General features: G+C 51.1%; 16 protein-coding genes and 1 pseudogene. 6 read left to right on the forward strand and 11 right to left on the reverse strand.

The features are described 5' to 3' along the window. Positions 1 to 20: 20 nt before the first annotated feature. The 7 genes and pseudogenes from J4772_RS06385 to J4772_RS06415 form a co-directional block, all read right to left on the reverse strand. The gene (locus tag J4772_RS06385; protein WP_209074596.1) at positions 21 to 506 is read right to left on the reverse strand and encodes a hypothetical protein; all 486 of its coding nucleotides are present in this window, start codon (positions 504 to 506) and stop codon (positions 21 to 23) included. Then, entirely contained in the window at positions 499 to 2,139 is a 1,641-nt protein-coding gene (locus J4772_RS06390) for a site-specific integrase (protein WP_209074597.1), read from the reverse strand. Before J4772_RS06390 ends, J4772_RS06385 begins: the two co-directional genes overlap by 8 nt. Beyond that, positions 2,108 to 4,324, reverse strand: a complete 2,217-nt coding sequence (locus J4772_RS06395; protein ID WP_209074598.1) for a tyrosine-type recombinase/integrase — start codon at positions 4,322 to 4,324, stop codon at positions 2,108 to 2,110. Before J4772_RS06395 ends, J4772_RS06390 begins: the two co-directional genes overlap by 32 nt. Continuing rightward, positions 4,312 to 5,469 (reverse strand): tyrosine-type recombinase/integrase, encoded by a 1,158-nt coding sequence (locus J4772_RS06400; RefSeq protein WP_209074599.1) that lies wholly within the window; start codon positions 5,467 to 5,469, stop codon positions 4,312 to 4,314. Before J4772_RS06400 ends, J4772_RS06395 begins: the two co-directional genes overlap by 13 nt. A gap of 676 nt (positions 5,470 to 6,145) precedes the next feature. Then, positions 6,146 to 6,505 (reverse strand): annotated as a pseudogene (locus J4772_RS06405) (AAA family ATPase); the annotation flags it as partial. A 64-nt stretch (positions 6,506 to 6,569) separates the two neighbouring features. Continuing rightward, positions 6,570 to 7,637 carry a CotH kinase family protein gene (locus J4772_RS06410; protein WP_209074600.1) on the reverse strand — a complete coding sequence of 356 codons (1,068 nt, stop codon included), beginning with the start codon at positions 7,635 to 7,637 and terminating at the stop codon, positions 6,570 to 6,572. A gap of 174 nt (positions 7,638 to 7,811) precedes the next feature. Then, complete coding sequence (locus J4772_RS06415; RefSeq protein WP_209074601.1) at positions 7,812 to 8,396, reverse strand: hypothetical protein; 585 nt, start codon at positions 8,394 to 8,396, stop codon at positions 7,812 to 7,814. A 253-nt stretch (positions 8,397 to 8,649) separates the two neighbouring features. On the opposite strand from J4772_RS06415, the gene J4772_RS06420 reads away from it, so the two are divergent. Then, positions 8,650 to 9,306, forward strand: a complete 657-nt coding sequence (locus J4772_RS06420; RefSeq protein ID WP_209074602.1) for a DUF2642 domain-containing protein — start codon at positions 8,650 to 8,652, stop codon at positions 9,304 to 9,306. A 201-nt stretch (positions 9,307 to 9,507) separates the two neighbouring features. Here J4772_RS06420 and J4772_RS06425 read toward each other — a convergent pair whose 3' ends face one another. From J4772_RS06425 to hisS, 3 genes are read right to left on the reverse strand one after another with little or no spacing between them, the layout of a single operon-like run. Next, complete coding sequence (locus J4772_RS06425; protein ID WP_209074603.1) at positions 9,508 to 10,272, reverse strand: tRNA threonylcarbamoyladenosine dehydratase; 765 nt, start codon at positions 10,270 to 10,272, stop codon at positions 9,508 to 9,510. Positions 10,273 to 10,292: 20 nt separating this feature from the next. Then, a complete protein-coding gene (gene aspS, locus J4772_RS06430; protein ID WP_209074604.1) occupies positions 10,293 to 12,125 on the reverse strand; it encodes an aspartate--tRNA ligase in 1,833 nt (610 codons plus the stop codon). A 17-nt stretch (positions 12,126 to 12,142) separates the two neighbouring features. Continuing rightward, entirely contained in the window at positions 12,143 to 13,402 is a 1,260-nt protein-coding gene (gene hisS, locus J4772_RS06435) for a histidine--tRNA ligase (protein WP_209074605.1), read from the reverse strand. 569 nt (positions 13,403 to 13,971) lie between these two features. Between hisS and J4772_RS06440 the strand changes: the two genes are divergently transcribed. The 5 genes from J4772_RS06440 to J4772_RS06460 all read left to right on the forward strand — a co-directional run bounded on the left by J4772_RS06440 (position 13,972) and on the right by J4772_RS06460 (position 21,093). Beyond that, a complete protein-coding gene (locus J4772_RS06440; protein WP_209074606.1) occupies positions 13,972 to 15,717 on the forward strand; it encodes a sensor histidine kinase in 1,746 nt (581 codons plus the stop codon). A 1-nt stretch (position 15,718) separates the two neighbouring features. Further along, positions 15,719 to 17,395 carry a response regulator transcription factor gene (locus J4772_RS06445; RefSeq protein ID WP_209074607.1) on the forward strand — a complete coding sequence of 559 codons (1,677 nt, stop codon included), beginning with the start codon at positions 15,719 to 15,721 and terminating at the stop codon, positions 17,393 to 17,395. A gap of 112 nt (positions 17,396 to 17,507) precedes the next feature. Beyond that, positions 17,508 to 19,217, forward strand: coding sequence for a type 2 periplasmic-binding domain-containing protein (locus J4772_RS06450; protein ID WP_209074608.1), 1,710 nt, complete (start codon positions 17,508 to 17,510; stop codon positions 19,215 to 19,217). A 79-nt stretch (positions 19,218 to 19,296) separates the two neighbouring features. After that, entirely contained in the window at positions 19,297 to 20,199 is a 903-nt protein-coding gene (locus J4772_RS06455) for an ABC transporter permease (RefSeq protein WP_209074609.1), read from the forward strand. A 12-nt stretch (positions 20,200 to 20,211) separates the two neighbouring features. Then, positions 20,212 to 21,093 carry a carbohydrate ABC transporter permease gene (locus J4772_RS06460; protein WP_209074610.1) on the forward strand — a complete coding sequence of 294 codons (882 nt, stop codon included), beginning with the start codon at positions 20,212 to 20,214 and terminating at the stop codon, positions 21,091 to 21,093. A 689-nt stretch (positions 21,094 to 21,782) separates the two neighbouring features. Here the strand turns inward: J4772_RS06460 and J4772_RS06465 are convergent. Beyond that, positions 21,783 to 21,962 carry a hypothetical protein gene (locus J4772_RS06465; protein WP_116059094.1) on the reverse strand — a complete coding sequence of 60 codons (180 nt, stop codon included), beginning with the start codon at positions 21,960 to 21,962 and terminating at the stop codon, positions 21,783 to 21,785. Between the last annotated feature and the right edge of the window lie 15 nt (positions 21,963 to 21,977).

Genomic DNA, 21,977 nt, shown 5'->3' on the forward strand with positions numbered 1-21,977 from the left:
GAACAAGAAGGGGTGTACGCTTAGAATTGGATACCACGTGAATGCATCATCGTTTGATATTGTGAAAGCTTCCCTAACAAAACACTATTCTCCTCATCCAATTCTTTGTTACGAGCCAAATAACCTTGACTAATCTGTTTCTGCTTTTGCAATTGCTCCGTAAGTTGCTGATTCCGACCTTCGCTTACTTTAAACTTCTGATATATCTGTTCTTTTTCAGCTTGAAGTTTTTTGAGTTCTTTATCGTAGTAGGGATCCACTCCCCCTTGCTTACGTCCGTATCGGTGATACCAAAGTCTAGGATTCCATAACTCTAAGATGTGCCGCTTATAAAGTACAGCCCTGGAGACATCACAATTTTTCAATATTTTATTTGCTGTCAATCTGGCGTTTTCCCCTTCAAAATCACGAATATACTGAATGGCTTCTTTGACTTTACTTACAGTATCTTCCCTTTGTGAAAACTGCAAATTCTTAATAGCCTCGTTTACATCCATATTACGCATGCACCTCTCCGATAAGTTTTCCGCTCTTTATCTTTTCAACGATTTGTTTTTTATGTTTTTCTATCCCGTTTTCACATATTTCAATAACATGTTGAATTAAAGATAAATTTCGCAGTGCGTTTTCAAAGGTAGCTGCTCGGCTAGGATTAGATTCTGTTTCTCTTGCCACACCTTCCCAATACTCCTCTTCTTTTCTGTATGAGTCTATATAGTCCGCAATGGGTACGAACCAATCACAAGCGTAACATTCAAACTTAACAGGCAATGCCTTCTCTGCACCACTCTTGGGGCTGCATCCCTGAATATAACTGCACATGCCAACGCCCTTATCACCGCCAGCTTCCCAAGTGAGGTACATTTGCCGATTCTTTTTCAATCGTTCAATCGTTGCTTCATTCAAATTCATAATCGTGCCTTTAAACTCAACACCTGCTTCATTAGGGGCAATTCGATTTTTAGTGAGTACATCCTTATAAATATCCTTTAAAGGATTTACATATCGACTTAACATCTTTTTGTTTTTATGGGCAGTTTGTGCCATAACTTGTTCTTCCGTATAACTGCCCCTATATCGCCTATCTGTAACCGCATTATGACGAAATCGATGGGACGTAATTTGTGCAATTTCATTGTTTGGAACCGTAATATTTAACAGCTTGCAGATTTCCTGCAAATCATGATTCACTTTTGCTAATTTTAGCACTCTTGATTTTCTATAATTTCGTCTACGATATCGTATCACCCCCTGCTCAACGTGAAGGGAATATGGAAGATAGGCGAATAAATAATTAATATCTATATTACGAGACAACTCCTTTGTCTCCATTAAGTGCTTATATTGAGTTTGCATCTCTTTGATAAGATTGATAAGGTATTCGCCATGACCATTGTAGATAATCGGCAGCGCTTTTAGTTCTGGTCTGATATTGCCACTTTGCTTTGTTGATGGAATAGATAAAACATAATAGCTATAAAGTGTTTTCAAGCAATTGTGCCGAATGCTAAGAACTTCGTTCATACGATTCGGGAAGGAACGAATCAGCCAATACGCCGTTCGGAGTTCAACTGGTATATCATGCTTTTGACTTTTCATCACCATGTCGAGCTTACTAACAACACTTGAAGGAATATAGCGATTGGGAACTGTCGCTGCTTGAGTGGTAAACGGGTTTTTAATCTTAAACTTCACAATTGGGAATCCATCCAATTCTTCTAGTGTATAAAAAATATCCTTCAAATCGGTATATTTATCTGTGGCATATCTAGGATTTTCATTCAAGCGCAAGTAACTCTCATAGCTGTCAATAATAAATTCATCTACTTCAGCCAAGCTGCGTTTGGGTTGAAGTTGGTTCAAGTACGCAATAAAGTAGTTAAAGCTATATATTTTTGCTTGCAAGGTACTAACACTATCCTCTTTGAGTAACACAAAGTATTTAATTAACTCTTTATATGCTTCATCGACCTTCGAAAAGTAAATATTAAATGTAGAGTTCGATGCTGAACTATTATGCTTCTTTGAACAATACCAAGCATCAGCATCAAAGGATATATTATCGCCATACTGACTTATCTTTTTCCGAAGCTCTCGTAGATATTTATCATTCGATTGCTGGTCTTTTACTTTTATCATAGGAGACCCCCGCTTTCTCTGCGACCTTTTCCGTTTTTAGAATCGAGTCACGATAAACTTTTAACAAATTCAATTGACGCTGGAACTCAACAAAGTTTTCATAATTTTCAATCTTTTTATCTTGGTAATGTTCAATGAGTTCACTTACATGCTGTTCTTGCTCTAAATAACTATCATAGAGTCGCGGAAGATATTGTGGTCCTGTAATCAGAAATTTACACCCCGTACAACTATTCTTCGCACAAGGACCAAAAGCAACATGCTTAACGCAATAACCATTCCTTTCAGGGGTATGTCTTGCGCCTAATTTGATTTCTTCCAGAAGTGCGTTCTTTTCTTCCTCATTAAAGTCTTGTAACACCTCTGGCTCTACAATCTCATTAAACATGATGGCAAAGAAATCTGCATCCAACTCGGCAAGCTTTTCAAGTTTTATGTCATGATAATGTCTCTCTGTTGTACGGGTGGATAAATGACCAATATAGTTAGCAACATCTTCAAGTGTTGCTCCATTGGATAACAGCTCTACTGTTAAAGTCTTTCTACACTGGTGATTGTGATAATGATAAATCTCTCCCCATTCATCTTTGATTTGATGTTTCTGTATTAATTTATTTAATGCCATCGCGAGTCCCCAAATCGATGTCAAGGCGATGCTCTTATTCCTGCCGCGATTACTAATGAATAAGTAATTCAGCCCAGAGGATTCTCGCAGTTCTTTGGTTATCCCCAATTGCTTGTTCACACACTCAACGATAGCTGACTTTGCAGGTATGACTTGAAATTTATTTAACCCTTTGGCAAGCCTCTTTTCGAGATTTTTGGTTGGAATATACCGAATCATTTGCTTTGTTCCCGTCTCATCCATAACGAGACAGTCGCTTTGTAAGTTTCTGACTTCTTTAGAGCGCATACCCGTATTCATCATGATGACCCACATATGAAGAAGAGGTTCGGGTAGTTCATGTACAACCTTTTCAATTTGCTCAATCACGAACTCAGGAATATAAGTTGTTTTATTCGTATATGTTTCAGTATTACGGAACTTAATCTTCTCAAATGGGTTGGGGGCTTTGCTCATTTTAAGCAAATGATTCAAGAATAACTTCATCTCCGTAAAGGTTCCCCGAATCGTACTCATACCCCATCTATCTTCATTACATTCTGCCTTCTCGGTCTGCATATGGCTCTTGACATGTTGTAGATGAAAATGCCTTAATTCCGTAAACGAATGAACAGAATAAGATAACGACTTTAAGCAGAGATAAAATCTTCGGATATCCGAAACACGACTCTGCGGTTTCTTATCTCCGTTACCCAACAAATGCTGAACATATCGTTTGACTTCAATACGAAATTGTTTTTCAAAAGCAGTAAAATCAATTCGTGTTTCGGTAACACTTTCAAGTAAATGGGTGTAAATCGTCCAAACATCATCATCAAAATTATGATTCCATTGCTTAATTTGTTCGGTTTGCCGTTCATTTAAAGCATAGATTTTTTGTGAAACGGGATGATTGATATAGAGCTTTTCCAGATAATACGTCTTCATTGTCTCATCACCGTAAAATGCGTAATTTAACATTCCACGATATGAGACAAGAACCCGTCTATCATTAAAGTGTCCAGCACAATAAGTCAAGTAGTGTTCAATTGACGAATGATTCAATAAGTCATCCAGTTCGGAGGTCATAAATGTCGTATGATGAAACAAATGCCAAACCCGTTCTTTATTACATGCTCCAAAAGCTTTTAACATTTCTTGCTTAATGTACGACTTAAATTTATCGTGAACTTGTTGAATACCAAGTTTGCTCTTAATGCCGCGCACAAAATAATCTACCCCTGTAGCGTAAATCGTCAACGCTTTTATTGAACAGCTTATTTGATTCGCCAACATTTCTAAACAGCATGCATAAAGGTATTCATTCCATTCTTTCGGATAAACTTGATACAGAACAAGCATTAAACTGACTCTTTTTAATTGCAACTGGCTTTGCATGAGTTCTACAAATAGAGACGATTTGTTTCTTACTATCAGCTCATAAGCTTGGCTAATGATATCTTCCAAAGTTTGTACATCTTTCTTATCCTTCGACCAGTACAAGCTCACTTCTGTTCCATCCACATCAAAAACATTGGATGAGGCATCAGAGGATACTTTGACTAATGTTACTTTTGCCATTCTGTCGGTCCTTTCTCTCTTAATTTGTCTGCGGTTCTAATAAGCTCTTTGGAGTTGGACTTGTCTCGATAAGGTGTAAGACTCGCAGAGGAAGACCAACCCATAACATCTAAAATCGCCTGCTCTGTGATAAGACCTTCTTTCGCATCGTTGAGTAATTGTTGTGTCCTGGTGCTTCTTCCGCTATGCGTGCGAATTTTAGACGAATCCATGCCCATTCTTCCAGCGGTTCGTTTTAACACTCGGAGAAACTGGTACGGTTTATAAGCTCTCCCCTTATGCTTTCCGAACAGGTTGATAAACAAGTAGTCAGAATAGTAAATATCAGCTTCTTCACGTTCGGAACGAAGATAATCTTCAATAATAGCAATAACCTCTTCAGGAACAGGAATTTCACGTTCTGTTGTCTTTGCACGTGCATCGTTCTCAGTGTTATTCCTTTTTCTAACTTGAAGTTCGTTTACAAAACGGTCAACATGCTCTAAACGCAAACCTAATATTTCACCAATTCTCATTCCAGTTGCTACACTTATCCAAAATACGGCTACATCTCTAAGGGTAGGCAACTGTTTTATAAACTGTTGAATCTGATTCTGCGAATACCATTTCACATAATCTCTTGATTCCTTTGTATAGATTGCTGATGCGTAAATGCTTTTCTCTGCTTGAAAGTCCCATACTTGACCATATAAGAACTTGTTGCGCATTCGGGTGTTATTTCGTTTTTGTGTCTTGACTCCAGAGGTCAAAGGGTTAATCTGCACACTACGTTCATCTTCCAAAAAAACGTAGAAGTTCTTTATCACACTTAGATGAAACAGAATCGTATCTCTACTTCTATCAGACTTAATGTTAATGACCGCAGCTTCGCCACTGTAACCCAATAACGTTTTAATATAGTGGTCAATGACTGTTGAATTTGTAACGTTCTTATAATGAATCCCAACATGTTTTAAAAATTTTAGGTAAGTTGCTAATACAAACGAATATTGCTTTCCTGTAAGGTAGCTATTCGAGCTTACCCTATCCAAATAGCGGTTCACTTCAAACATCGGTTCATTATCCTCCAAAATAAGGTAACGAACGTTATATTCACCGTCACCATTCAACTTTGGTACTTTACTTCTTCGAACTCTTATGCTCATACCATCACTCCTTAATCTTTGTTGTGCATTTTATAACATTCAAATGTGCGTTTGATTGTTTGTTTATATTATAACAATCCTCCTTCGATATCCGCAGAGAAAATGAGATATTTTGTATTTGATGTTACTTGACGCTTCATTCCTCAAATGGACTGTCGTTCTTCATTTGGAACACATCGCTATTATTTCACCACCCCTGAAATAGCGCAATCCCCCCTCTTGCTAAACAATTATTTTTATTCTCCTGATTAAAATCATCAGAAAACAGATATTGGTTTCTTTATAATATTAAAAGAAACTCTCAACACCTTGACTGCCAATCTTTCTAGGTGCCTCCTTCAATTATCGATATGTAAAACTCCTTACAGTTCCCACCAATTCACTCAACATTAATTTGGATATATTGCCCATTTGGTTCCAGAAATTATGATACAAATGGCACCATGAAATTATTTCCATAATAAAAAACACTCCGTCAGAGAACGGAGTGTATATTCATGCATAACGCTGTATTGTATTATTACTCCTTGATGCGAGGGCTAATCCCACCGCCATATCTACTTCCATAATCCCCCTAATTTCAAGCGTATACAGCATCTTTTGATTGTTTACGCTCTATAAAGGTTGATAAATAAACGCTATCAATCATCTCATGTATATCCATCATCTATGCAATATTAAGTCTGAAAACGTCGAGGAAGAGAATCGTTTTGCGTCCGTACATATTTTTATTTCTCTCCGCCTGGTCGATCACCTCGCGTACGTCCTTGACGGACGCATCGACGGCGTTCAGCCGCACGAAGTCGCCCTGCGTCTGCCGCGAAATAATGTGCGCCAGCGTCGTCTTGCCGCATCCCGGAGGGCCGAACAGCAAAATGGACGATACGACGTCTCCTTCAATCGCCCTCCGAAGCAGCTTCCCCGGTCCGACCACATGCTCCTGCCCGATATATTCGTCAAGCGTCTCCGGGCGCATCCGGTCGGCCAGCAGCCGTCCGCGCGACTCCGCTTCCGCTTGATAGCTGAACAAATCCATTCGTATTCCCGCCTTTCTCCTCTCTATCATAGCAGAAACTCGCGTTTCCAGAAAGAGAAAGCGATCATACGTTCCCTAATACCCCGTATATCTCCTCCTTCACAATCTCTCTTCTCTCGCGGATGTATTTGCGAATAACGTTCGGCTCTCCGATAAAATCCCGATACAGCCATTTGCGGCTGCCGTCGTCCTTCATGTACGGCGCGATCTTCCCCATCATCCTCTCGGCGACCGGCAGCAGCCGCTTTTCCGTGAACGGCCCGTTCAGAGCATATTCCAAAATGGACCGGTACTGTCTGCGAACAGACGGGAATTTCATCAGCTTGCTCGTCAAAGCATTGTAACCCTCTACGTTCACCAGATCGCTCTCCACGATGCGCCCGTAGCAATTTCGCCCCCACGTGCCCTCGTAATCCCAAGGAATCATTCTTAGCTTGCCTGTTTTTCCGCTGCGGTAGATCGCATAGTTTTGCTCAAAGCCGTCATAATTGCCGGTCAGCACCGCCCCGGCCAGCCATCTCAGGTAGTTGTCCACATCCAGACGGGAACGGATAAAAGCCTCGGTTCTCGCGCCGCGGAGCGTGTTCACCCCTCTGATGAACGAGCTCAGCTTCGCTTTTTCCCCGTTCGAGCCAAAGCGGTGTTCATACCCGGCGAGCAGCGATCTTTTCGGACGGTCCGATTCCGATGAGATCAGCCCGAAATCGGCCCGATTGTTGATTGCGTAAAATAACGACAAAGCCCCTATTTTCCTGTTGGTAAAAAACCGTCTTCCCACGCCTTCGATTTCCAGATACACGCCTTTTGGCTCGTCGTTAACCATAAGCATCACATGCTTGGTGCGAGGGGCCGGCACGCCGAGCATCGGGAAGAAGGCAAAGGAAAGCGCATTGCGAATCATCGAAGGATCGTCGTATTCGGCATTATAATGAAAAGCTTGATTGGCTCGGACGACTTCGTAAGACTTTTTCGAATAGCTTCGGGTATGTCCTCCCCGGTATCGAACCGACACCGAGGTTGTTGCGCCGTTGGTGCTCATTTTGCCGGGAACGTACCGATCGTTCCATAAATTTTTTTCAAGCTCGCGGCTCGCTTCGTTGCCCAGCCTTATCGATCTGACCGGTAGAGGCATGCATTCTCCGCCCTCTCTTGATGCGTCGTCTCCATCAGCGTATGTCGCCCCGGCATTGGCGGAAACGGCATCCGTCTAATTCGCCGGACGGCAAGAAGCCCTTTCGGCCGCGCAAGCGAAAGGGCTTCGTTACGAAGGGCGCGCATGCGCTACAATTACGCAGCTCCGGCGGCGTCAGCCGCGTTTAGTGCAAGGGCGTTTGCGGCCTTTGCCGCGCTTGTGGCATTGACAGCGATGTCCGGTCCGACCGCGGGTTGGGGGGCAACCGCAGCGCTTTTTCTTAGGACCCGCGGAGTGCCCGCCGGTATGTCCGCCAGTGTGTCCCACAGTGCGCCCGATCGTATGGCCGGGGTGCCCGCCCGTGTGGCCTGGATGACCGCCCGTTTGGCCCGGATGACCGCCAGTGTTGCCTGGATGACCGCCCGTGTGACCGGGATGACCGCCGGTGTTGCCGCCCATATAACCGGGATACCCGCCGGTATGGCCCGGATGGCCGCCTGTATGACCGGTGCCTCCAGTGCGGTTATGGCCGCCGTTATAGCCTCCGGTCCGTCCTGTGCCTGTTCCCCATTGTCCCCACGACTGGTGCCCGTGGTCCGGTCCCGTATCGATCGGCTCGCCCCCCGAATGATGCTCTTTCGGAGCACACTTAGTCGGAGGCTTCCGTCTCTTCCTTTTTCCTCCGCCCGTCCACCAGCACTTGCATTTGCGGACGCGCTTCGGGCAGCGTTTCTTGGCCCCATGCAGCAGCATGCTCAATGAAACTGCACCTCCTGTGTAAGATCATACAGTTTATGAGCTATGGCCGATCTTCGATAGAGACAGGCGCAGAATTGGAATGAAAAGAGGCTGATCGCCCTCGGATAAATGCGGATTTTGACGGGTGTTCGGACAACCAACCGTATCCTCCCGGCTTGACGTCACATAAATGTAGAGTACAACCTGTTTTGTTTCGGACACAGAGCGATAGCCAAACGACCCATCCCGACTCGCAAGGAGGTGAGCCCGAATCGTGATCGATTACGCCAATGAATTCGTCGCCTTGACGGTTGCAGACTTGCGACAGGTCGTTCACGGCCAGCTCGTCGACCAAAGCGCAGAGCTTATCGTGCTGTACGACGGAATCCGCTTCATGTATGTGCCGCTCGTCCATATCGAGCAGTTAACGCGGTATCCGTCTCCCTCCGGCATGCCGGGGAAAATCCCCGAGTCTCCGCTCGGTCCTGCCGAACACTTATCCCATCGCAAGGTGCTGCTGAACGCCAAAGGCGTATTCGCGGAGCTGTATGTCGCGGGAAACCGAACGATTCACGGCTACGTCACCAGCGTCATGACCGACTTCTTCGTCTTCCATTCGCCGTTGCACCGCTCGCTCTGCGTCTCGATGCGGCATCTGAAAATTTTTGCCCCTTACGACGACGGGCAGCTTCCGTATGCGCTCGGGCCGAATCGTTTTCCCGTCTACCCTCCGACAGCCCCGCTTGCCCGCACATTCGACCGACAGCTTCAAAAATGCGAAAACGAATTCGTTATTTTGGATTTGGGAGAGCAGCCGCGAAAAAGCGGACTGCTGAAATCCGTCGCCAACAATCTGGTCGAGCTCGCAGCCGCGGACGGAACGAGCACCTATATTCATCTGGATCACGTCCGAACGATTCATCTTCCTTAAGGGGCTGTCCCGAAAGCCGACTGGCTTGCGATGAAAGATAGACAAAGAAGGGGTATGTACTCCCGCTGACGCCTCATACGCTCCTGAAATCGCCTTGCCACGGGTTTCCCCGTTCGGATTTCAGTAGCGTATAGCATCGGAAGGAGGTACATACCCCTCTTACCTTTATCTTCGGTGATCTTTCATAGCGACTTGGTCTGCTTAGTTATCGGAAGAACGCTTAGCCCCGGCTTCCACCAGCTCGCGGAACACGACGCTGACCATGATCAGCCCCGCGACTGGAGGCACGAACGCGTTGCTCGCGGGCGGCTGCTGCGCTTTGCGAATTTCCGGCGCAGTGTCCGGAACGATCCGCTGTGTCACGTCTTCCCGCGGCTTAACCGGCTCCTCCGTCGAGAACACGACTTTGACGCCTTTCTTGATCCCGGCTTCGCGCAGTTTTCTGCGAACGACGCGGGCGATCGGGTCTACCGTCGTCTTCGAAATGTCGGCGACCTGAAACCGGCTGGGGTCCATCTTGTTCGCCGCACCCATGCTGGAGATGACCGGAATGCCGCGCTCAAGGCACTGCTTGATCAGATGGACCTTGTAGACGATCGTATCCGACGCGTCGACCACATAGTCCAGCGAATACTTGAACAGCTCCTCGTAGGTCTCTTCCGTATAGAACATCCTCAGCGCGATCGCGTCGCATTCGGGATTGATCAGCTTGATCCGTTCCTTCATCAGCTCCGCCTTTGGCTGGCCGACGGTAGTCGTCAACGCGTGAACCTGACGATTGACATTCGTAATATCGACGACGTCTTTATCGATCAGAATAATGCGGCCGATGCCCGAACGGGCCAGCGCCTCGGCGGCAATGCCGCCGACTCCGCCGATGCCGAGCACGGCCACCGTGCTCCCCTTCAGTGTCTCGAGCCCTTCGGGTCCGATCGCCAGCTCTGTTCTGGAAAATTGGTGCAGCATCGCAGGCTCGCTCCTTTGAATTAACCTTGACTTTCCGTTTCGTCGGAAGCTTGGGCCTCCGGAGCGGCGTTCTTCGCTTGCGCCGCAACCGCCTTAGCCGACAGCCTGATATGCAGGTCCTCCAGTTGGCGCTCCGCGACCGGCGACGGAGCGTCGCACAGCAAATCGGTAGCGCTGGCCGTCTTCGGAAACGCGATCGTCTCGCGCAGGTTCGTGCGTCCCGTCAGCAGCATGACCAAGCGATCCAGACCGAAGGCAATGCCGCCGTGCGGAGGCGTGCCGTATTCGAAAGCGTCGAGGAAGAAGCCGAACTTCTCCTTCGCCTCCTCCAGAGAGAAGCCGAGCGCCTTGAACATTTGCTCTTGCACGTCGCGGCGATAAATCCGCATCGAGCCGCCTCCGACTTCGTAACCGTTCAGCACGATGTCGTAGGCTTGTGCGCGGATCGCGCCCGGATCGCTGTCGAACAGCGCCAGATCTTCGTCGTTCGGACGCGTGAACGGATGGTGTTCCGCGACGAAACGCTTCGCTTCGTCGTCCCAGCCAAGCAGCGGGAAGTCGACGACCCACAGGAATTTGTACGCGTTGTTGTCGATCAGACCCAGCTCGCGGCCGACCTTGAGACGCAGATTGCCCATGACGTCCGCGGCGGTCTTCAGCTTATCGGCGGAGAACGTCAGCAAGTCGCCTTCCTCGACGTTCAGGCGCTCGGTCAGCGCGGCAATTTCCTCCGGCTTAAAGAACTTCACGATCGGTCCGTTCCACTTGCCTTCCTTCACCGTAATCCAGGCGATGCCCTTGCCGCCGTAACGCGCCGCGAACGGCTGCAGATCGTCGAGCTCCTTGCGGCTCCAGCTGGCGCAGCCTTTGGCGTTAAGCGCCTTGACGACGCCTCCCGCAGCGGCTACGGACGCGAACACCTTGACGTCGCTGCCTTTGACGATGTCCGTAACGTCCTCGATCTCAAGGCCGAAGCGCAGGTCCGGCTTGTCGGAGCCGTACTTGTGGATGGCGTCGTGATACGTCAGGCGCTGGAACGGAGTCGGAATGTCGACGCCGATCGTCTCGCGGAACAGGCGCGCCATTAATTGTTCCATCATGCCGAGAAGCTGCTCCTGGGACAGGAACGACGTCTCGATATCGACTTGCGTAAACTCCGGCTGGCGATCTGCGCGGAGGTCTTCGTCGCGGAAGCAGCGCGCCACTTGATAGTAGCGCTCCAGGCCGCCGATCATGAGCAGCTGCTTAAACAGCTGCGGCGACTGCGGCAGCGCGAAAAACTCGCCCGGGTGAACGCGGCTCGGCACCAGATAGTCGCGCGCGCCTTCCGGCGTGCTGAGCGTCAAGATCGGCGTTTCTACATCGATAAAGCCGTTCTCGTCGAGGAAATCGCGGAACACCTTTGTCGCCTTCGAGCGGAGTCGCAGCGTCTTCTGCATCTCCGGACGACGAAGGTCGAGGTAACGATACTTCAAGCGCAGCGACTCGTCCACCTCCACGCCGTCTTCGATCGGGAACGGAGGCGTCTTGGCGGCATTGATTACTTCTACCTCGGTTACTTGAACTTCAATTTCGCCGGTCGCCAGGTTCGCGTTGTACGTCTCCGGGTCGCGCTCGACGATTTTGCCCGTTACGGCCAATACGTATTCGTTACGCGCACGGCTGCCGAGCTCAAGCGCTTCCTTGGAAATTTCCGGGTTAAACACGATTTGCACGATTCCCGTGCGATCGCGCAGGTCGATGAAGAGCAGCCCGCCGAAATCGCGCCAGCCCTGCACCCATCCGTTCAGCACGACAGTCTGCCCGACATGCTCCTTCGTTAAAATTCCGCAGTCGTTCGTTTTAAGCATCATCTGTAATCTTCCCCTTTTTAGGTTGTCATCCATTTCTTAATCGTATCTGCCAGTTCACTCAGCTTCACAACCGTTTGCTCGCCGCCGTTCATCGGACGGAGAGAAATTTCTCCCCGATCCAGCTCATCGTCGCCCAGCACAGCCGCATAGCGGGCTCCGCTGCGCTCAGCCGCCTTAAATTGCGCCTTCGTCTTGCGTCCGAGATAATCTCGCTCGGCGGCAATTCCCGCGTCGCGCAGCCGCTGCGCCAATCCGGGAGCCGCTTGCTCCGCCCTCTCGCCCAGCGCGACGATGTAGACATCCGCCCCGCTGCCCAGATCGGGCTTAATGCCTTGACTCTCCAGCAGCAGCAGCGTCCGCTCCAGTCCGAGTCCCAAACCTACGCCCGGCTTATCGTCTCCGCCAACCTCGGCCACGAGCCCATTATACCGGCCGCCGCCGCCGATCGTGTCGATCGCGCCGATGCCCTGAGCCTTGTACTCGAACGCGGTATGCGTGTAATAATCCAATCCTCTGACCAGCTTCGGGTTCAGTCGGTAAGGAATGCTCATTTCGTCCAGACATTCGCGCACGCGCGCAAAGTGTTTCTCGCACTCCTCGTCCAGACTGTCCAGAATCGACGGAGCGTCCGCGAACTTATCCTGGTCGACTTTGCAGTCGAGCACCCGGAGCGGATTGCGGTCGATTCTTGCTTGGCAGTCCTTGCACAAGCTTTCTCGCATCGGCTGCAAGAACGCAAGCAGCTTTTCCCGGAAGGCCGCCCGAACCGCCGGCGTGCCGACGGAATTCAAATCGACCGATACGCCTGTCAGCCCCAGCTCCCGATAGAAGTGATACCCCAAGGCGATCACTTCCGCGTCGAGCGCCGGATCGTCGGAGCCGATCGCCTCTACGCCGAACTGATGGAACTGGCGGTATCTGCCGGCTTGCGCGCGCTCGTATCGGAACATCGGCCCGATATAGTACAGCTTCGCGATGTCGGGATCGCCATACAGCTTATTCTCCACATAAGAACGGACGACGCCGGCCGTCCCTTCCGGACGAAGCGTCATGCTGCGCTCGCCGCGATCCTCGAACGTGTACATCTCTTTCTCGACGATGTCCGTCGTCTCGCCGACGCCGCGCTTGAACAGCTCGGTTCCTTCGAAGATCGGCGTTCTAATCTCCCTGAATCTGTAACGCCGGCAAATGTCGCGAGCCGTGCTCTCTACGTATTGCCAAAGCTCGGAATTGCCGGGCATAATGTCCTGCGTGCCCGGAGGCTTCTGAAAACCCATCGTTCTTATCACTCCCCTGCTTGTGCTTCAATTCCAAACAAGCTTGCCGAAAGCCGATGAGGATCAAAAAAGCCCCCGTCCCATGGCGATCTCAATAAAGATCGTCAGGGACGAGAGCTTGTCGTTACGCTCCCGCGGTGCCACCCGTCGTTCAAGTCTGTCTAATCGACAGAGGCTTGCTGCTTTCGCCCGGTTAACGCCCGGCTGCGCCGCAATGCTACTGAGCCGTACCCGACAATACGTCAGGCAGGCGGTTCCCATCGGGTTCTCGGGGAGGTCGTTCGTCCGATCATTGCCGGAAAGCTTACAGCCGAAGGCTTTCCTCTCTGTGGGCATGGGGCCGGATTACTTATTCCCGTCGTCGAATCTGAGGCTTTGGAAATACAGTTTGGAAATACAGATGTAGTTTATTGTAGTCTGTTGCGCAGCGGCTGTCAAGGAATTCGCACATTCGCTCGCTCATTCGTATCATTCGCCCTTATTTGCCCGTTAATACAAGTAGCCCTTCCCTTAAACTCTGATATAATGACAGCGTATTCAGGATTACAGGGAAGAAGGACGGCGATCGCATGCTTCGCACTTTATGGAAAAACTCGATTTTCAGCAAGCTCCTGCTCATTTTTCTATTGATTCTCATACCGCTGTTCTCGCTCGGCATCCTGTTGTACAACTGGGGAATCGGAGCGGTCAGGACGCAGCTTACCGGATCGATCCAAACATCGCTCGAATCGATCTTGGACAACTTCGACCAAGATGTTCAGCGAACGCAAGCGCTGCTGTTCGAGACGTTGATGAACGACGAGGATCTGGCCATGCTCGCCCTTTTCCCCCAGTCGACGGCGCAGTATTCGGAGTATGAGAAATTCCAGATGATCGGCCGGCTGAAAAAGCTGCTGCTTGCTGTCAAAAACAGCAATCGCTATATCGCGGACGTCCGCATTCACGTTCCCCTGCTGAACCGGACGTTATCCGCGGCTGCGTGGCCGGAGAGCTTCCGCCAGGACGAATACGACGATTTCTCTCGTCAGGACGAGCGCCTTCGGATGGTGTACCGCAACGACCGGCCTTACATTGTTATGAAAACGTTTAACAGTAAAACCGACAACGCGCAGCCCTACTTTATGATCGTGGTCGAATTTTCCGCGAAAGAGCTGAAGGATTCTCTGTTCCCGCTGCTTCAGTACGGCAACAGCGGAATCTATCTTCGGGATGATTCGTCCCGCTTCTTTGTCGGCACGACGAACGACGACAAAGCCCAGTCCGTGGAAGCCGCCCTGCCCCGATACGGCCAAGCCGAACTTGCGGAGCTCAAAGCTGCAGGGAGCAGCTATCAGGTTTTCCGCGCGCATTCGTCTTCTCTTGGACTGGAGGCTGTTCAGTACGTAAGAAACTCGGAGCTGTTCCAGACTATCCGCATTTATCGGGTCTGGATCTGGTGCTACTCCCTTGTCGGGCTTTTGATCCTTGCGCTGTTCTCGCTATATGCTTATCGGTACATTCATCAGCCGCTGGTCAAAATGGTCCGTTCCTTCTCGCGCGTGGAGAACGGAGATTTCAATGTCTTTATCAAGCACGACCGCAACGACGAGTTCCAATACCTGTTTTCTCAGTTCAATGATATGGTCCGCAACCTGAATACGCTCATCGACCAGTCTTATCGTCAGAGGCTTCTCGTCCAGAATGCCGAGCTGAAGCAGCTCCAATCGCAGATCAACCCGCATTTTCTGTATAACAGCCTGTTTATTTTGAACACGATGACCCGGACGGGCGATTACGATAACCTGGAATATTTCACGATTCAGCTCGGCGAGTATTTCCGGTTCATGACGAAAAACAATCAGGACGACATTTCGCTGGGAGAGGAAATTCGCCATGCGCGAACTTATGCGGACATACAGAGCCTGCGCTTCGGCAGCCGGATTAAAGTCGTCTTCGACGAGCTCCCGCCGGCTTATGCGGGTCTTTCCGTTCCTCGGCTTATTGTCCAGCCCGTTATCGAAAACGCCTTTATCCACGGTCTTGAACAGATGCCCGAGAAGGGCTGGATCTCCATCTCCTTCGCCGCGGAGGAGGATCATCTTGCCATTGTCGTGGAGGACAACGGCGGATCGCTATCCGATCAACAGTTGCAGTACGTACAGGCTATTCTCGCAGGGGAAGCGGAAGCAGGGGAAGAAGTCGGCTTGCATAACATTCACCGCAGATTGCAGCTCAAGTTCGGGCGGCACGGGGCTCTGCGGCTGTCTCGCAGCACCGAGGGCGGCTTAAAAGCCGTAATTTTGATTCCGTTGGAACCGACAAAGGAGAGGGAGTAACATGATTCGACTATTGATTGTGGACGACGAGCAGATTATTGCCGACGGCTTGTTCGAGACGCTGCAGCAGCTCGGCCATCTTGAACTGGATCTTCATAAAGCCTATTCCGGTATGGACGCCTTAAAACTCCTGCACGATGCCCGTTTCGACGTCGTGCTCTCCGATATTCGCATGCCCGGCATGAACGGCTTGGAGCTTCTGCGGCATATCCGCTCGACCTGGGCGGATTGCCGGGTCGTCTTCCTGACAGGGTTCAACGATTTCGACTACGTGTACGAAGCGATTCAAAATCAAGGCGTACATTATTTACTGAAAACGGAAGGCTATCCGAAACTGATCTCCGTCATCGAAAGCGTCGTCGAAGACGTCCGCGCTTCCAGGCAGTGGAGCGAGCTTGTCGTCGAAGTGAACGAGCAAATGGAAGCGGCAAGCCAGGTGCTGCAGAAGGAGTACCTGTTGAGGCTGGCCGGAGGCGATTCCGCCGCGAATCGGGAGACGCAGTTCGTTCAGTTGAAGCTGCCGCTCAACCCCCAGCTCCCCGTCCTGCTGCTTGCGGGCAAAATCCGCACGAACCGGGACGGCGAGCTCGATTATACCGGAAGATCGAGACTGGGCTACTCGATCCAGTTGATCGTCGAGCGGCATCTGTCTCCCGCTATGACCGTCAAAAGCGCGATCGACGATCTTAACCGGCTCGTCTGCTTCCTTCAGCCTCAGATTTCGTCGCTTGATGCGGAAGGCGCGGAAAAGGCGTTTGAGAAAATTTCCCTGTTTGCCGCAGGCATGCTGGACGTGATTCAGCAGGCGATAGAGCTGTCGGTGCAAGTACCGGTCTCCTTCGCCATCGCCGACAGATCCGTAAGCTGGGACGAAGCCGGAAGAGCGTTCGCGCGTCTGCAGTACGCGCTCGATTACCGGACGTCGATTGACGCGGAAATGATTGTGACCGTGGATCAGACGTCCGAGGATGATAGCCGAAACGGCGCAGACAACGAAGAAGTTCGCTTGATTCTGAACAAGCTTGGCCGAATGGACGCCTGTCTGGACGAAGGACGCGCCGAGGAGGCGCTCGCTCTGCTCTCGCAGGCCAAGGACGTCGTAGCCCGCCTGCCGTCCGACGATGTCGGCATGAGCATGGAAATCTATTATCGCATTGCCCTCTCCTTGCTCTCTTACATGAATCGTACGGGTATAGCGGGACGCCAGGAAGAGGAGATCGACCTGTCCAGGCTGCTGCGCGCGGAAGGGCCGGATTCCCTGCCGTTCGCCATCGAATATGCGATGCGGCTCATTCCCGAGCTGCTGGAGCTTAGGCAGCACGAGCGGGACCGCTCCGCATCGCAGGTCATCAACCGGATCAAAGACTATATCGCAGACAATCTCGCAGGCGACGTCTCGCTGACCCGCCTGGCCGACATCGTTTATTTCAACCCCGCTTACTTGTCGCGGCTGTTCAAAAAAACGACGGGAATTACGATCGTCGATTACGTTCACGAGCTGCGCATGAAAAAAGCGATCTTCCTGCTGGAGGACACCGACATGAAAATCCAGGACATCTCGGAAACCGTCGGCTTTACGTCCGCCACGAACTTTACGAGATTTTTCCGCAAATACGCCAAATCGACCCCTTACGAATACCGGGATGCGGCGCGCGCCAAAAAGTCAAAAATGGATTAGTCTGCACCGATCTGAGGTACGTTTTTGAATATTGTGGGCTGCCGAATCGGTGTCTTATGCTTAATACAGAGGTTGTGCACACCTACTTGTTAACGACTACGGGGGATAGAGAATGACCAACATGACTGCCGGAAAAAGAAGGAAGACGCTCGCAAGTCTCGTCTTCTCCTTATCGCTTGTTTTTGTATCCGCTTGCAGCGGCAATAATGGCGGCAATGGCGGCGGCTCCGCAACGAGCGCTAGCCCTTCCGCTTCCAATTCCGCTTCGCCGTCTTCGTCTGCCGAAACGGTGCAGGCAGCCGATCCGTTCGAGAAATACGAGCCGCCGATCGAGATTACGACGGTCAGAAGCACAAGCGCCCGCTTTAAGTTTCTCGAGGGCGAATCGCTGGACAACAACGCTTGGTCGAGAGCTTACGAGAACGAGCTTGGCATTAAAGTGAAAAACGTATGGACGATCGACGAAGCCCAGTACCAGAACAAAATGAACGTCACGATCGCCTCCGGTGATCTGCCTGATCTGATGTTTGTTTCGCCCGCCCAGTTCCAGCAGCTGCTTGAGAGCGAACAGATCGAGGATCTGACCGCCGCCTACGACCGGTACGCTTCGCCTTTCCTGAGAAAAATCATGGAGCAGGACGCAAACGGACTGATGAAAAAGGCGGCGACCATCGACGGCAAGATGATGGGCATTACCGGTTTCGGCAGCATTGAGCAGGGAACGTCGGTCGTCTGGCTGCGTTCGGATTGGCTGAAGGAGGCGAACCTGCCCGAGCCGACGACGTTCGCAGACGTGCTGAACATTGCCGAGAAATTCGCTCAATCGCATTCCGGCGCTTACGGCATCGGCCTGAACAAGGATTTGTTCGGCGGACTGGCGACCATCGAAGGCATCGCCAACGCCTTCCACGCCTATCCGAAAACATGGGTGAAGGACGCTTCCGGCCAACTGGTCTACGGCAGCGTTCAGCCGGAAATGAAGCAGGCGCTCGCCGCTCTGCAGGACATGTACAAGCGCGGCCTGATCGACAAGGAGTTCGGCGTCAAGGACGGCAACAAGATTGCCGAGGACATTATGAACAACAAAATCGGCCTGCTCTACGCCAACTTCTGGCACCCGCTCTGGCCGCTTCAGGAAGCGATGAACATGAACGCAGCAGGCGGCATGACCTGGAAGCCTTATCCCGTGCTGTCCGCCGACGATCAAGCCGCCTCCCCGTCCACCAACATTCCGGTGACCGGATACTACGTCGTCCGCAATGGCTACGAGCATCCGGAGGCTGCGATCAAATTGGCGAATCTGCAGCTTAAGAACGCCTGGAGCGACGAAGCTCAGGCCGAAATCTACAACACAGACAAAGATCAGACGCCGTTTTATTTGTACCCGACCATCAGCATGGAGCCGCCAAGCAAAAACCTGGAAGCCGGCTTAGCGGTCACCGAAGCCTATATGGCCAAAGACCCTTCCAAGCTGAACGAGGAGCAGAAAGGCTATTACGACAACGTCGTCGCCTATTTGGACAATGGCGACATTAAGAGCTTCGGCAATGCGCTCATCTTCGGACCCGGCGGCTCAGAGACGGAAGTGCTCAAAAAATACGTCGAAGGCAACAGGATGAAAATCGGCGAATTTTACGGCGCTCCCGTGCCGACGCAGCAGATGAAGCAGGCGACGCTCGACAAGCTTGAATTGGAGACGTTCACCAAGATCGTCGTGGGCGAAAGCTCCATCGATGAATTCGACAGCTTCGTAGAGAAATGGCACAAACTCGGCGGAGAGCAAATTACGAGCGAGATCAACGAGTGGAAGGCCGCTCATTAACTTAAAGCTTACGACAAGGGGGACGGCCGGCAGCGTCGCGGCTCTCCCCTTTCTCGTTCGCGGGGAAGGAAGAGAAGAGATGGACATCAAGCGAGGAATGCGCAGGGAGCTTCCTTTTCACCTTATGGTGTGGCCGGGCTTGCTCGCCGTGCTGATCTTCAGCTATGTACCGATGGCGGGCATCGTCATTGCGTTCGAGAAATTTATTCCGTCCAAAGGGATTTTCGCTTCCAAGTGGATCGGCTGGGATAACTTCCGGTTTCTGTTCGAGCAGCCGGACTTCGCCCAAATCATTCGCAATACCGTCGTCATCGCGGTGGCCAAAATTATCGCCGGACTCATCGCCTCAATCGGCTTTGCGCTGCTGCTGAACGAACTGGGCAGGGCGTTCGTCAAGAGAGCGATTCAGACGCTTGTCTACCTGCCTCATTTTCTATCGTGGATTATTCTGGGCGGCATACTGATCGATATTTTATCGCCTTCGACGGGAGTCGTGAGCTGGGCGCTCGGGCTGATCGGCATCGATGTTCCCTTCTTTCTCGGCAGCTCGTCCTGGTTTCCCTTTACACTGGTCCTATCCGATGTCTGGAAGGAGTTCGGCTTTGGAGCGATCGTCTATCTGGCGGCTCTCACCTCCATCGACCCGACCCACTACGAGGCTGCGGTCATCGACGGAGCGAACCGCTGGCGGCAGACCTGGCACGTTACGCTCCCCGGCATAGCGCCTATCGTTGTGCTGATGGTTACGCTCAGCCTTGGCAACGTTCTGAACGCCGGATTCGACCAAGTGTTTATTTTGCTTAATCCGAGCGTCATGGACACCGGCGACATTATCGATACATGGGTATACCGGATGGGACTGGTCAACGCGCAATACGGGCTCGCGACCGCAGTCGGCCTGTTCAAGTCGGTCATCTCCACCGTGCTGATCGTCTCCTCGTTCATACTGGCGTCCAAATTCGCCAATTACCGGGTTTTCTAAGGGGGGAATGCAATGACTCGGCTGACTTTCGGAAGAAAACTGTTTTTAGCTCTCGATTATGCTTTTCTCATTGGCTTGGCTGTTCTGTGCCTACTGCCGCTTATTAACGTGCTGGCCATTTCGTTCAGCTCCAGCACGGCGGCGACCGCCAATCTGGTGAAATTCTGGCCGGTCGACTTTAATCTGAAATCCTACGATTACGCGCTGAGCAAGCCGGAATTCGCGGACGCCTACTGGGTGTCGTTCAAGCGAATTTTGATCGGGACGCCGGTGAACGTCGTTCTGACAATGCTTGTCGCCTATGCGCTGTCGAAGGACGACCGGCAGTTTCGCTGGCGCAAAATTTACTCCTGGGCGTTTATCTTCACGATGCTGTTTAACGGGGGGCTGATCCCTTGGTATATTACGATCAAAGAGCTTGGGCTGATTGATACGTTCTGGGCGCTTGTTCTGCCGGGCGCGGTTCCGGTATTCAGCGTCATTCTGCTGCTTAACTTCTTCCGCGGCATTCCGAAGGAGATCGAGGAAGCCGCGCTGATCGACGGCTGCGGCCACTGGCGGATCATGTGGCAAATATTCCTTCCGCTGTCCGCTCCGGCCATCGCCACCATCACGTTGTTCTCGCTGGTAGGACACTGGAACTCTTGGTTCGACGGCTTGATTCTTATGAACAAAACGGAGCATTACCCGCTCCAAAGCTATTTGCAGACGCTGGTCATTAGCTTCGATCTGAAGATCATGAACGTGAAGGAAGCCGAATTGCTGTCGCAGATTAACAACCGCACGCTCAAGGCTTCGCAAATCTTCTTGGCGGCGCTGCCGATCATGCTGACGTATCCGATGCTTCAGAAATATTTTATGAAAGGGATCGTCATGGGGAGCGTCAAAGGCTGATCCGTTCGCGCGCGCTCGTCCGTTCCGTAGGAGCTGGGCGTGCGCACCGGGCTCCCGACAAAGTGCCGGAGAAAGAAAATAACCTGCCAAAGACCGGCAGGTTCAAGTTGTTTTATATTGAAAAAAGGGGGTCGTCTATAGATTAGTCGATTAACTTTAAGCTCGCGTGTACAACAGATTACAGTTTGATTACAAAAAAGTAAGCGTTGCCTAACAGCTGGCTTCAAGCGGTTAATCTCTCTAACCTGTTAGTCCAGGTCCCCCATTGTTGTGGTTAGGCGAACTATGAGCGACCGCAGGAGTTGCTTGGACACTAAGGCACTTTTTGAGGCCTCTACTTCCCGGTTCGGGTGTCGCCAAGGCACTTTTTTGGCCTACACTTCCCGGCCCGGGTCTCATCAAGGCACTTTCTTGGCCTACCTTCCCGGCTTGGGCCTCGTCAAGGCACTTTTTTGGCCTACACTCCCCGGCTCGGGCCTCGTCAAGGCACTTTTTTGGCCTACACTCCCCGGCTCGGGTCTCTTCAAGGCACTTTTTTGGCCTCCGCTCCCCGGCTCAGGTCTCGTCAAGGCACTTTTTTGGCCTACACTCCCCGACCCGGGTCTAGTCAAGGCACTTTTTTGGCCTCCGCTGCCCCGCTTGACGAGCGCCGAGCATGGAGCGACTAGCTTTAACCTGGCAACATTGGGTTATCCCCTGCCGCCGGGAGGTTGCCGCCGCCCGTTTGACGCACCCGCTGCCGGTCCGGCGCCCAACTCGCCTCCGAATTCCTCGCTCTGCGCCGCCAAAGCCATCGCTTCCCTACGCTCCGGCATTAGCCCTTCCTTCATCAGCCACTGCGTCGTCTGTTCCTTGCGCGATTGCCTCATGTCGTTCCCCGCCTT

The sequence above is a fragment of the Cohnella sp. LGH genome, from assembly GCF_017671885.1.
Lineage (GTDB): Bacteria > Bacillota > Bacilli > Paenibacillales > Paenibacillaceae > Cohnella > Cohnella phaseoli.